The sequence below is a fragment of the Vibrio ulleungensis genome (assembly GCF_016900875.1).
GTDB classification, from domain to species: Bacteria; Pseudomonadota; Gammaproteobacteria; order Enterobacterales; family Vibrionaceae; genus Vibrio; species Vibrio ulleungensis.
Window position 1 is genome coordinate 832,117 of sequence record NZ_JAFEUM010000001.1, and the last position, 12,726, is coordinate 844,842.

Consider the following 12,726-nt stretch of genomic DNA (forward strand, 5'->3'; position numbering starts at 1 on the left):
GTCACCAGTGTTGAAGAAGGTAACCAATATGGAATTAGAGCAGATATGGCATCAGTATGAAGTGAGTTTGCGAGCATTTTTGTTTAAAAACTTACGAAACCAAGCTGATGTAGACGACATTCTTCAAGATGTGATGCTAAAAACCTATCAAAACATCGACACGTTAAATGACGTTAGTAAGCTAAAGTCTTGGCTATTTCAAATTGCTCATAACGCGATGATGGATTTTTACCGAAAACAGAAGCCAAGTGAGGAGTTCTCTGAACAGCTTCACGAACTGGAAGCATCGGAAACACTGCTCATCGTTGAAATGGGCCCCTGCATTGAGCCCTTCATTAATTGCCTTGCTACAGAGCAACAGGAATTGCTAAAAGCAATAGAACTTGAAGGCATGAGTCAAAAACAGTATGCCGAGCAACACAAGATTAATTATTCAACGGTTAAATCAAGAGTACAAAGAGCTCGCGATGATCTTTACCAATTGTTTAATCGGTGCTGTTTATTCACGCGAGATACGCAGGGTAATCTTATCGATTATACAAAGCGCGACAGCTGTAACTGCCCAGAGCCACGATGAATCTGTGCTGTTTAGCTAGGTCACTTAACACTGTAAATTGGCTTATTTAATCGTAGTATGATTAAACCTTCTCGACTTGAATATGGGGTCGCAGTTTCGTCATTACAAAAGCCCAGCACGCTAAGCAGAGCAAGGCTTGCGTCATTTGAGTCGATAGCGACGCCCAATATCGATTCGCTATGCTGTACAAAGTATTCTTGAATGACCGCCTGCGCTGCTTCTTTCGCAAAGCCCTTACTTTGCATCGACGGTTTAATAGCGAATCGAATATCTCGGTATTGTGGATTAGGGCAAAGCTCTATACCTGCATAACCAATGACATCGTCAGGGTTGCTCCGCTCAGACACCATAAAAGTTCCAAAACCGTGTTTCCAATGGTCAATGCTTTGCTGAATAGCATCTAGGGATTCTTGTTTTGAATAGGGGCGACCTAGAGGGAGAAACAGAGCAATTTCGGGCGTTGCCAGAAGATCACAATAGGCGTTTTGATAGGATAGGGAGATTGCCTGTAATTGGAGTCGCGGTGTTATTAATGTTGGTTTCATGTAGTTACGTAAGTAATTCCAAGTTAAGTACAGTTAGATTAGGGACGACTAGGTCTGCGTCAGGGTGCGATAAGTCACTGTTTGATAGCCAAACCGTAGGCAAACCAGCCTGTTTGGCGGGTGAAATATCTTTTACGATGGAGTCGCCGACCATCACCACTTGATGGGGTTCCAGCGCTAACTGCTTTACTATTGCTGGGTAGAATTCGGGGCTCTTTTTATCGACGCCGAGTTCACTTTTACAAAATATGCCGCTTAAATAAGGCCGTAAGCCAACCTTGTCGAGAGCTAATTCAATATCATCTACCGTTGACTCTTGGGCATTGGTCGCAAGATACAGCGGGCAGTGTTTAGACAGCCGTTTCAACCCTTCTAGCGCTCCTTCGACGGCCTCTACTTTCGGCCAATCGCACATTTTTCCACTGAACTGAGGGTAATCCACCATTAGGGTATCGCCCCAATCAAATAAAACGGCTTTAATCGTTATCATGGTTTATCCTTTGGGTGATTGACACCGTCGACATAGCGAACAGGTTCAAGTTCGAAAGGCTGCACACCATCCACACATGCGGCGTTAACACCAAACTGATGTGGGTTGGATCGTCGCTGATGGTGAGTGTAAATTCCGCAGGTTTTACAAAAGTAATGCTTTGCTGTCATGGTATTGAATTGATAGAGGCTAAGGTTGTCGGCCCCTTGCACAATCTCTAAGTGCTCAAGATCAACCGATATTGCAATGGCTCCACGTTTTCGGCACATTGAGCAGGTGCAACGTCTAGGATCTTTTAAACCTTCGGGTAGAGTCAGTTTAAGTTCTACTGTACCGCAATGGCATCGTGCAAAATGAATGGGCTTTGTCATTATAACGACCTCTTATACATTGTGATTGCTGGACGCATTGTGGGAGTACATTCTAACTTCTTCTCTTCTTTCCCATCCTAGCTTTTGATAAAACTGCTGTGCGGTTGCATTGTCTTGATTAACAAACAGATGCGTTTTATCAATGCCTTGATTTTGCAAAGCGACTGTCGCGCACTTTAGCAGTTGTTTTCCTAATCCTTGACCGCGGTGTGTCGATGCAATTGCCAGGTGCTGAACATAGCCACGACGACCGTCAGTTCCTACCAGTATTGCCCCTACTATTTTGGCGCTGTCACACAATACAAAACTAAGTCCTGGGTTGTGTTTTAGGTAACGGTGAATGTTTTGCTCTGAATCCGCATCGCGCAAAAGCATTTCACTGGTATCATGCCAAAGAGTAATCACGTTGTTATAGTCCTCAGGCTGCATTTCCCTCGCTAAAATCATGACCGTCCTATCTAAAATAAACAAGCATTACAATAGCATACTGCCTATGTCGCTCGGTTTTCAACCATTAATCTAATTTGGCTCAGCGCCTGCAACAGCAGTAATCTTCCGTAAGTAGCTTAAGTGACATTGGTAGGGTGCCTGCTTGGCCATACCGTGTTGTAAGGCCTTTTTGTAGATTGATGCGATAAAGATATCAGCGAGTGTAAATTGTTTGCCTATTGCAAACTGGCTTTGTTTAAATAAACGGGGTGAGAGTGTCGTCAGCTGACGAGATAAGAAATCAGCTCGTAGTGGCTGTTTTGCGGACTCGTCTAAGTCGGGGCGCAATAGAGTAAGGATGGTTCGGTTTTGCGGCATGTGCAAACTACCGTTAACGAACTCGCACATCGCCCTAACTTCAGCTCGTTGCTGCCAGTTGCTGCCCAGTATTGTTGGGGTTGGGTATCCTTCTTCTAACGTCTCGATGATCGCCATTGATTCTGGAATGATAACGCCACTTAGAGATAGACAAGGTACGTAACCCATGGGGTTGATGTGTAGGTATTGTTTCCAGCGCTTGCTTTCTCCTACATCGATCTTTGCGTAGGGGATTTGTTTGTAATTGAGTACCCATTCGACGCGCTGGCTACAATTGGAGCCGGCAGCAGTATACAAGATAATTTCCTTCACACTACCTCCGTTTGCTGTGAGGTTGATACGCTTTTAGAAGTGTTGGTGGCTGGTAATGTAAACAGCGTCGACTTACGAGCTAAGCAATAGATGGCCCACACCGAAATAGCGAATGCTGCATACAAACCATAGCGCCATTCAGACTGAAACTGCGTGAGTGAATAGAGGGTTAGTTTACCGTGAACCATCGCGTCCCAAGCCATAACCAACCAGACGGTGAGGTTGTTGAGCGAATGAATGATGATTGGGACAATTAGTCGACCCGATTTTTGATAGCTGTAACATAACAGAGCACCAAATAGAGCGGCACTGAACACTTCGCCATGCAAAAGTCCAAACAATAGCGACGATACGAATACAGCAACCCACACCGTGTATTTTTGGTTGAGGCGTGCGTAGATGACCCCTCTAAATACAAACTCTTCTATCAGCGGAGCGAACACCACAATAGATGCAAAAGACACCAGGTTGGCGAAGATAGGAAAATGGTTACCATCATATAGGATGATTGATGGTGCTTCTAACAACAGGCTTACAACCCAACTTTGATAGTCTGCCGAGTATGACAGCGGAAAGTACAAGGCATACAGGACAACATAAGTGAGCGCGATATTAACAAAGGAGAATTCTACAGCGACTCCCACATCGTATAACACTGGTCGGCCAAACAGCGCTTTAGTATTGAGTTTATTCCACCTTATAAATACCAAGCTAACCATCAGAAAAGCCAGTTGAAACCCTAAGGCACCGATCAACCAAGACCAATATGATGGAATACCATTGTCTAGTGACTCAGCGCCCAAATACAGCAGTGTTGGGACTGAAAAGCCCAAGACAATAAGGCCGAGGACAAACCATCGGATAGGCGGAATTGTATATAGCTGTGTATTCGGCATTTTCTCTCCTATTCACAAAACTTGGACACGAGAGTAGCTTACTCAGTTTCTAACGAGGCTTTTTCGAGTCACAACACATAATCGACGCCAATAGAAGGGTCAGGCTTTAGTCAGCGATAGCACCATATGTGTTGAATTGGGATCGTGTTGATAGTCGGCGAAAGGCTCACAGGGCGTGAAGCCAAAAGATTTATACAACGCTCTGGCTGGTTTGAAGTAGTCCATCGTGCCTGTCTCAAGATAGAGTTCGTCATAGCCTCTATTTTTTGCGGTCTCAATAAGGTGGTTGAGAAGAGCTTTAGCCACACCTTTGTTACGCGATGCCTGGGTAGTTCGCATCGATTTGATCTCTGCCATTTTGTCACAATGCTGGCTAATGGCAGCACAGCCAAGCAAAGTGTCTTCATGCCATGCACTATAAAAACTGATGTCGGGCGTACTGAGTTTTGTAAGGTCAAGTGCATGGACACTTTCGGCTGGAGAGGTTGCGTGCATATCGCTAAGGTGCTCTTCCAACAAGCTTATGATTTGTGGGTGTCGAAGCACACCCGATTTAATGTCCATATGTTCACTCCTTAGGCGAAAAACTCAGTTAACGATCCTTGTTGTTGGCTCGTCCCTGTCGAGTCCATTGATTTTATAGTGTCGCTCTACGTCTTGCGACACTCGTCCCCAGTACGAACGTTTCACTCTACTTTGATGAAACTCAAAAGCCGCTTTATCGACAAAAGACTCGTTAACATAGAACTTTTGAGGGTTGGCCTGATCTTGCGAAATAGTAAACGACAAACAGCCACTTTCTTGGCGAGTAAGTTGTATATGTCTAACCATTGCGGCGCGAACTTGTGCAAGTTGCTTTGACGGTACAATAATGTATCCCGTTAAGGTGACAGTATCCATAGTAGTCATCTAACCCGTGACTAAACTGTAGGCAATGGCCAACATAATCACGCCAATGAGTGCTTCTAGTATTTGCCAAGAGCGCGGTTTTTCAAATACAGGTGCAAGTAAACGAGCCCCATACCCAAGACTTAAGAAAAAGAAAAAAGAAGCACACACTGCGCCCGCACCAAAGACAAAATGGTGTGGTTGATACTGGGTTGAAATAGAACCAAGCAACACAACAGTATCCAGATAGACATGGGGATTAAGCCAAGTAAACGCAAGCGCAATAGAGATCGTTCTTACCAGTGATGTTGTCGGTTGATCCTTCGTTTGGATGGCGTGCTTTTGAGTAAAAGCCGATCGAAAACTGAGTAGCGCATAAACGGTTAAAAATAGAGCGCCACCATATCGGGCGAAGGTTTCTATGGTAGGAAATTGTTGGACTATCGTACCAAAACCAGCCACACCGGCTGATATTAACAGCGCGTCAGAGAGTGCGCATACAAAGCACACGGCAAATACGTGGTGTCTTTTTAGCCCTTGTTTCAATACAAACGCATTTTGAGAACCGATGGCTAAAATCAGAGAAAGGCCTAGAGAAAAACCTGCAATGAACGCACTCAAGTGACTGTCCTTGTTACTAAAAAACACTAATGTGACATTCCACATTAGTGTTTTTAGTCGTAAATTGCCAGCTTAAAACGATAACTATTTACCGATGATGCATCGCGGAAGCAGTGCCATGCATTGTCTTAGTTAACAGGCCGAGTTTAAAATTGCAGCTCGTAAACTGTGGTGGTTCCGCTTACTTCGTTGCCTACTGCAATATAGTGTTTACTCATTCGGGTGAAGTACTCGATTGATTCTGGACCTAGATCGCCAGAAGCAGGGTTCCATACATCACTTACGCATGAGTCGTCTTCCATAACTGTACATACTGGTTGTGCAAAATCACGGCGATTGGTGTAGTGAACGAATAAAGCTTGCGACGGCGAAGTAACATCGTACACCATGATCCCACCTTGTCTTTCTAAACCTATAAAGGCGTAAACTCGATCGTTTATGGTCGCGGTAGTAATAGCCTCTGGCTCTACGCCTTTGTCGTCACTACGATCATCAGCGCTTTGGTTGGAGTCGTTAGAACTATTGAGGTAGCCAGGGCTGTGCTGTGCAACGATGTGGGCAAACTGGTCGCCACTATCGAATACTTGCTTACCATCTTCATCCCAAATAGAAAAAGATCGTCCACCGAAGGCGACAACCGGCTCGCTTGCATCAATGGTTCGGTTTGGTGAAATGAATTTTAGTCGACCGAGTAGGGCGTTATCTTGCAGTGACAAATACAGAGGATGATCACTTGATATGTCTAATTTAGCGCCGCGAACTTCATCGATGTGTGACAAACAGATATCATCATCCCACTCATGACCGGCAGTCTCACAACGTTCGCGTGTAGTCTCGTATAAGTATTCACGCCCATCACCTTCATTGGCTGTTGCGATGTAGGTGTTGCCATCAACAGTAAAGCTGCTGATGGAATCCGGCATGTAGTAGCTCTCGAGCATTGGGTATTGCCTAAAATTCGCGACTTTCTTGTCCTTGTTGGAGGCATCGATATCTAGGTTTGTCCAAGATTTTGTGCCTAGCGGTAAAATTGCATCAACGGTAGCGGCTTCAACATCGATTTTTGCGATAGCGTTGTTTTCTTGAAGGCTCACATAAAGCTTACCGTTGTCTGCGAACGAAAGGTATTCTGGCTCAAGATCTTGAGCCACGGTGGCCTTTGGACCCGAGAGGCGAACCATGGGGGATAGCTCGTTATGGCGGTGACCATTTTGATTGAAGTCTCGAAAATCTATCTGTACAACCTTGGGCGCTTGCCATCCATTAGCGATGTTTACAAGCGTAACGCTTCCTTCTGGATCTCGCTCATAATCACCGGAAGGTTCACCTTCATTCGCACTGGCAATCCACACGCCGTCCTTTGAAAATGAGACCATATCTGGTAGTGCACCAGCGTTAAAAGTAGTGAGTAACGTTAATGTATGTGCATCATACAGTGCAATAATCCCCGAGCTTTGCTTATCTTCATGTTCGATGGCGACAGCAACTAACCCCTCAAAAGTCGCAACACTGTTTGCCGCACCAATAGTTATCCCAGCCATGTCGCCAGCCTGTGATAGGTCTAGCGATGCGATTCGCTCAATAGCATTGTTGGGTTGCGCCAGTACTTCAACGGTTTTGGCTTGTGCATTGACCACAAAGAGCAGATCGCTGCATGAATCATAGCTAACGATTTCTGCTGCAGAGGTATCAAACGGTGAATCCGAGGCGAAGGTGGCAATAGGTTTAAGGCCACTTACAGAAAACTCGGAATGCAGTGGAGGCGGATCGACTTTGCATAATTGTGTTGAATGTTGCTCTGGCTTGTTGCTGGAGCATGCTGTTAAAACAGCGAGAAGTGAGATGGAAACAGTCGTTTTTACAAGAGGGTTTAACGTTAAATTTTGCATTTTAGTATCAATCACTTGGGTCATTTAGTTGCCAAAAAGTGTGACTTTGACAAATGACAAATAAGTGACAAATTTATGCTGATTGTATGAAGGTGTTAAAAAGTGTTAGCACCTGTGACGGCGCTAACACTGGGTGGTTTAGTTCTTAAACGTCAGATAAATGAAGTTTAAAACCCTTTTTTGCGATGACGAGATTCACTTTGAATTGAACGATACATTTTACCCAGAGCTTTGTTTTTGGAGCGAAGCTCTGCCAAAGAGGCACCATTTCTTGCTTGTTCTCGCAATAGCTTAAAGTAGTTATTAAGCCTTCGTTGGTCTATTTCGCCCGCGGACAATGCGGCTTGAATAGCGCAACCAGGTTCATTTTCATGGTGGCAATTACTGAAACGGCATTGTTCGGCCAATGTTTCGATATCCGAAAATGTTTCACTGACACCATGTTCACTGTCGGCAAGTTGCAACTCTCTCATTCCAGGGGTATCAATGAGAACACCGCCAGTGGGTAGGAAATGAATTGAGCGAGACGTCGTAGTATGACGGCCTTTACTGTCGTCTTCACGGATCCCGCCAGTGGCTTGAGTTTCGCCACCCATCAAGCTGTTGACTAATGTCGACTTTCCTACGCCAGAAGAGCCAAGAAACGCAACGGTTTGCCCTGCATTGCACCATTGGCTTAGTTTGGATACGTCCTCTTGACTAAGCGCATTAACAGACTCGATCATCAATAGAGGGTCGAGGCTTTGTACTTGGGCCTTTTTCTCATCGACGTCGTCGCACAAGTCTGCTTTGGTTAGAACGATAACCGGCTCTACTTGAGCTTCGTTTGCTAATACAAGGTAGCGCTCAATTCGACTTAGGTTGAAGTCTTGATTGAGTGAACAGACGATAAACAATGTATCGACATTGGCTGCAATGTATTGACGTGCAACTTTACTTCCTGGAGCCTTGCGGCTAAAGAATGAAGACCTATCTAGCTCACGCACAAAGCGCTGTTCACTGTCTAAAATAATCCAGTCACCAACAGTGAGCGAGGGAAAGTCGGCATGAATAGCCAAGCTTATTTCGCCTTGCTCTGTGATCAAATTATATTGCGAACGGTGGTGAGCCGTGACTCGTGCAACAATGTTTCCATCGTAATCATCGAGTGTTAGTTGTTGTTGAAAAAACGGTTGCCAGCCTAACTGACTAAGGGTTAGAGACTGGTTAGTATTTGAATTGTTTGTCATTGGTTTCGATGCCATAAATTGAATGTGTGCGCAATCAATGCGCTAAAAATTGGGCGAAGCCCAGCACATGCACCGAAGAGAGATGGAGAGGGGTAATAGAAATTAAAGGCCTGTCTTACTCTCGTGGCGCTTTGGGTTGAATACAATCATTCTTGTCCTCCTAATATGTGGAACGTGTTAAACGCTGCGAGTCTACCACAGCTTTATGGCAGTAAAAAACCTTTGCAAGGCGTAAATTGATATAAACACCATAACAATTGATCTCGAAAAGGTTTTAGAGCGCTATCAGTGTTTGTGGTGGCTCATACCCGCCATGACTTTTTTGATTGGAGCAACAATGGTTTGTGTTGTGCCATCGCTAAGTGACAGCGTCACCTCGATATCGTCGCCCTCTACAAACTCGCGGGTCAGTTCAAACAACATCACATGGTAACTACCAGGTTTTAATACTAGCTCACCAGAAGCGTCGACTGTGAGTGCGTCTAGCTGTCGCATTTTCATTACGTCACCGTCCATCACAACAGTATGTAGCTCAACTATTTTTGCGGCAGGCGTCGTTGCAGACACTATATCTATAGAGGAATCACTATGGTTATGCGCTGTAAAAAAAACCGCTGAGGTTGGGGCATTAGGTGGTGTAGCACGCGCATAAGCACCATCAATCATTAAGGTATTTGATGCGTGAACAGAAAGCGATGTTAACAGCAGGCTTGAAAATAAAACGAGTCCTTTGCGCATAGTGATTTCCTTATTCTTTTGCGTCTTGAGTCAGTTGCAACATGGTTGCTTTGATTGGGTCTGGTGAAAGCGTATGAGGCACCTTGCTAATAAGTTTACCTTCCTTATCAACAAAATAGAAATAAGAGTTGTGGTCAATACTGTACTCTAGCGCCGAGTCTTCCATCTCGGTTTTTTGGTAAATAACGCCGTAGCGTTTGGCCAACTCTTCGGTGACTTCCGTGGTGCCAGCGACACCGCTAAAGCGTGGATGAAAGTACTGAGAGTACTTGTGAGCGTCTTCGCCCTTATCACGTTCCGGATCCAGCGTCACAAAAACGGGGTAATACTGATTAAGGGTCTCATCGTCGAGCTGATTATAGGCCCCCGACAACATGGCAAGTGAAGTAGGGCAAACATCTGGACAGCGTGTAAATCCAAAATAGAGAATGCGAATACGGCTGTCTTGTGGGTCGAAGAGATTCATCACACCGTCATTACCAACCACCATCGCACTGCCTTGCTGAGCTTGCTGGTGGGTGATTTCTTGCTGGCCATCAAAATAAAGTTTGGTTGCAAACCCCAGAGCAAAGGCAACCACCAGAACTAACGTCCAATTTTTACTCACATTAACGCTCCATGCTTAATTTAAAAGTGTGGCTACTGTGCCCATCATTAATTTCGCCAACCCAGGTCATTGCATCCGAGGTGCAAACCGGCAGAAGTAAATCACCTGTAAACGTGTTTTCTTGAGTACGGTTAAGCACAAAGCGAGGCTCACCCATCTCCATCTCCACACCTTTTAGAGAGACCTTAATATGGTCTGCGTCGGTATTTGGCCATGTTACGGTCATCATTGTTGGCTGCATTGCCTTAACAACATCCTGAGCTAGTGCGGCACTTGTAGTGTCCCAGCGACATTCTGAGGTAGTCATATGGCACAATGATTCTGTATCAACTGTTTCGTTGTGGCGCTCTAGCAGGTTGGGTATTTCAGCTAAGCCATAACCTAAGACAAACACTATGACCACAAGTCCTAGTTTACTAAGGATCGCTTGCTGTTTACTCATCTTTCCGCCCACTTTTCTAGAGCTAGTACCAAAATTATGGCGACAGACATCATTAATACGGCAATGAGGATCTGAGATGGGTTTCCGGTTAACGCTTCAAACTGCTGAGGGGTAAGATTCTCTTGAATCAATGGCACTTGTTCACCACTCGAATTGGTACGAAATGACAGAGTCTGTTTCCATGGCCAGATCTTTGGCAAAGTGCCAATCATCAGCCCAACCAAAAATGTGAGGGTAATTGCGCGGTACTGCTTAAGTAACCAAGACAGTAGGTGCGAGAATGATAGTAGGCCAATCACGCAACCTGAAGCGAACAAAAGTAAGCTCACAATGTCGAAACTCTTAACTGCGGCTAAAATGGGCGTGTACATGCCAAGCAATAGCAGAATAAAGCTTCCAGAGATACCAGGCAATATCATGGCACTAATAGCGATTGAGCCCGCAATGACAATATTGAGGCTGGTTGGATCCATGGATAACGGATTTAAAATGGTGATGCTGTAGGCAAAAAACATCCCTACGGGCAACGCCATCCATTGCGCTAAATGAGCGATTTTGACCTGCCGTAGAATGTGCCACACCGACACCAAAATGAGGCCAAAAAAGAACGACCACACGGGAATAGGGTGCGTGTCTAATGCCCAAGTGATCCCTTTAGCTAAGGTTAATATACTTAATAAGATGCCACTAAACAGCGCAAGTAGAAAAGGGCCATTGATGTAATTGAATGCGGCTTTAAACCCTTCTTTTTTCCACATCACCAGCACTTTGGGAGATATTCGTCGAATGCTGTCGAGTAGGGTATCGTAGATACCGGTTATGAAGGCAATGGTTCCACCCGATACACCAGGTACGACATCGGCTGCGCCCATTGCCATACCCTTAAAAAACGTATTTAAATAGTTCATCTAAAAAGAATTACCAGCTAACAAAGGTGATTGTCAAAAGAATACTCGGGTCTTTGGGTTCAGTCTGTCTCATTAAACGAAAAATTAGATCCCAAGACGTTTATATTCCTGAATGCAAAAAAAAAACGCCCTGACTATATCAGGGCGTTATTGATTTAGGAATCTAGATCACGATTTACTGAGGTAACTGGTTAAGAATTGAGTGATTTTTTCCATATCATCAATGGCAATGTACTCTTCAGTGGTGTGCACTTTTGCCATGCCAGTTGAAAGATTCGCCGTGACCAATCCTTTTTCGTTGAATATATTAGCGTCGCTTCCACCGCCAGTGGACGCCAGTAGAGGTTCTATATCCAGTGCAGTAAAGGATTTCATCAGCTTTTGAATGAACGGATGGTTATGCTCGATACGGAACGCGTTGTACGAACGAGAAGACTCTATGTCAATTTCGGCGCCGTGACACGACGCAGCCTTTTCGAACGTTGCAACCATATGGTCTACTTGCTCGGCAAGTTTTTGGTCATTGAGAGAGCGAGCTTCTGCTTCGATGTATAAGCTCGGCATCACAACGTTGGTTGCTTCACCACCACGAACAACACCAATGTTTGCCGTCGTTTCCTCGTCGATGCGAGAAAGGTTCATTTGCGCGATGGCATCGGCGGCAACGGTTAAAGCGTTAATTCCGGTTTCCGGGGCTAAGCCAGCGTGGGCAGGTTTACCAGTGATGGTAACTTTTAAGTTTTGTTGCCCAGGTGCAGTAGTAATAATGGTGCCAATAGGGCCGCCAGAATCAAGCACGATAGCTTGCTGCGACTCAATCTTACTCATATCGTAATGCTTTGAACCGTGAAGGCCGCCTTCTTCATATACAGTGAAGGCCAATTCTAGCGTTTGGTGTTCAAGGTTATTGGCTTGCAGAATACGAACCGCTTCCATAATTGCCGCAATTCCGGACTTGTCGTCACCGCCTAATATGGTGTTTCCCTTAGAGCGAATGATGCCGTCTTCAATAATTGGCTCAATAGATTGACCAGGAGCCACTGTATCCATGTGCGCACTCACCACGACACTACCATCCAATTTCCCCGCTAACTTTGCGTAGATATTGAAGCCATTTGAAATGTCGCTTGGAACAGGCAGAGCAGTTACTTCAAACCCTAGAGCTGTAAGTTCTTTATCAAGCGTGGAAGCAATGGCAAGCTCGTTACCCGATTCACTGTCGATTTTTACTAACGAAATGAAATGGTCAACTAGACGGTCACGGTTAATTGAAATCATATTGGCGATTGGCCTCTTTTAATGGTGTGGAGCAATTTGTATGACTATTACTTAACGCGAGTCGTGCGTGCAAGGTCATGCGCTGGATCAATAATTGTCGCTAAATTGCATTTGTTTAACCAATGGAT

General features: G+C 45.0%; 17 protein-coding genes. 1 reads left to right on the forward strand and 16 read right to left on the reverse strand.

From position 1 onward, the window contains the following. The first annotated feature begins 28 nt into the window (after positions 1–28). A complete protein-coding gene (gene sigZ, locus JQC93_RS03810; RefSeq protein ID WP_205157117.1) occupies positions 29–577 on the forward strand; it encodes an RNA polymerase sigma factor SigZ in 549 nt (182 codons plus the stop codon). 20 nt (positions 578–597) lie between these two features. Here the strand turns inward: sigZ and JQC93_RS03815 are convergent, their stop codons facing one another. The 16 genes from JQC93_RS03815 to JQC93_RS03890 all read right to left on the reverse strand — a co-directional run bounded on the left by JQC93_RS03815 (position 598) and on the right by JQC93_RS03890 (position 12,598). Beyond that, positions 598–1,122, reverse strand: coding sequence for a GNAT family N-acetyltransferase (locus JQC93_RS03815; protein ID WP_205157118.1), 525 nt, complete (start codon positions 1,120–1,122; stop codon positions 598–600). A 4-nt stretch (positions 1,123–1,126) separates the two neighbouring features. Further along, a complete protein-coding gene (locus JQC93_RS03820; RefSeq protein WP_205157119.1) occupies positions 1,127–1,612 on the reverse strand; it encodes an HAD family hydrolase in 486 nt (161 codons plus the stop codon). Next, complete coding sequence (locus tag JQC93_RS03825) at positions 1,609–1,983, reverse strand: GFA family protein (RefSeq protein ID WP_205157120.1); 375 nt, start codon at positions 1,981–1,983, stop codon at positions 1,609–1,611. Before JQC93_RS03825 ends, JQC93_RS03820 begins: the two co-directional genes overlap by 4 nt. A 12-nt stretch (positions 1,984–1,995) precedes the next feature. Further along, positions 1,996–2,430: a GNAT family N-acetyltransferase gene (locus JQC93_RS03830; protein ID WP_205157121.1), complete on the reverse strand. Its 435-nt coding sequence runs from the start codon at positions 2,428–2,430 to the stop codon at positions 1,996–1,998. 72 nt (positions 2,431–2,502) lie between these two features. Continuing rightward, positions 2,503–3,102 carry a glutathione S-transferase family protein gene (locus JQC93_RS03835; protein WP_205157122.1) on the reverse strand — a complete coding sequence of 200 codons (600 nt, stop codon included), beginning with the start codon at positions 3,100–3,102 and terminating at the stop codon, positions 2,503–2,505. Further along, positions 3,099–3,998, reverse strand: coding sequence for a CPBP family intramembrane glutamic endopeptidase (locus JQC93_RS03840; protein ID WP_205157123.1), 900 nt, complete (start codon positions 3,996–3,998; stop codon positions 3,099–3,101). Before JQC93_RS03840 ends, JQC93_RS03835 begins: the two co-directional genes overlap by 4 nt. A 99-nt stretch (positions 3,999–4,097) precedes the next feature. Continuing rightward, complete coding sequence (locus JQC93_RS03845; RefSeq protein ID WP_205157124.1) at positions 4,098–4,562, reverse strand: GNAT family N-acetyltransferase; 465 nt, start codon at positions 4,560–4,562, stop codon at positions 4,098–4,100. Positions 4,563–4,586: 24 nt separating this feature from the next. After that, positions 4,587–4,898, reverse strand: a complete 312-nt coding sequence (locus tag JQC93_RS03850; RefSeq protein ID WP_205157125.1) for a putative quinol monooxygenase — start codon at positions 4,896–4,898, stop codon at positions 4,587–4,589. A gap of 9 nt (positions 4,899–4,907) precedes the next feature. Next, positions 4,908–5,507, reverse strand: coding sequence for a LysE/ArgO family amino acid transporter (locus tag JQC93_RS03855; RefSeq protein WP_205157126.1), 600 nt, complete (start codon positions 5,505–5,507; stop codon positions 4,908–4,910). A gap of 146 nt (positions 5,508–5,653) precedes the next feature. After that, positions 5,654–7,420, reverse strand: coding sequence for a choice-of-anchor I family protein (locus JQC93_RS03860; RefSeq protein ID WP_205157127.1), 1,767 nt, complete (start codon positions 7,418–7,420; stop codon positions 5,654–5,656). A gap of 143 nt (positions 7,421–7,563) precedes the next feature. Then, complete coding sequence (gene rsgA, locus JQC93_RS03865) at positions 7,564–8,625, reverse strand: ribosome small subunit-dependent GTPase A (RefSeq protein ID WP_205157128.1); 1,062 nt, start codon at positions 8,623–8,625, stop codon at positions 7,564–7,566. Between the two features lie 285 nt (positions 8,626–8,910). Beyond that, entirely contained in the window at positions 8,911–9,363 is a 453-nt protein-coding gene (locus JQC93_RS03870; RefSeq protein WP_205157129.1) for a copper chaperone PCu(A)C, read from the reverse strand. Between the two features lie 10 nt (positions 9,364–9,373). After that, entirely contained in the window at positions 9,374–9,970 is a 597-nt protein-coding gene (locus tag JQC93_RS03875; RefSeq protein WP_205157130.1) for an SCO family protein, read from the reverse strand. A 1-nt stretch (position 9,971) separates the two neighbouring features. Next, the gene (locus JQC93_RS03880) at positions 9,972–10,412 is read right to left on the reverse strand and encodes a hypothetical protein (RefSeq protein WP_205157131.1); all 441 of its coding nucleotides are present in this window, start codon (positions 10,410–10,412) and stop codon (positions 9,972–9,974) included. Beyond that, a complete protein-coding gene (locus JQC93_RS03885) occupies positions 10,409–11,320 on the reverse strand; it encodes a DUF368 domain-containing protein (protein ID WP_205157132.1) in 912 nt (303 codons plus the stop codon). Before JQC93_RS03885 ends, JQC93_RS03880 begins: the two co-directional genes overlap by 4 nt. Before the next feature lie 168 nt (positions 11,321–11,488). Continuing rightward, positions 11,489–12,598 (reverse strand): M20/M25/M40 family metallo-hydrolase, encoded by a 1,110-nt coding sequence (locus tag JQC93_RS03890; RefSeq protein ID WP_205157133.1) that lies wholly within the window; start codon positions 12,596–12,598, stop codon positions 11,489–11,491. Positions 12,599–12,726 lie beyond the last annotated feature (128 nt).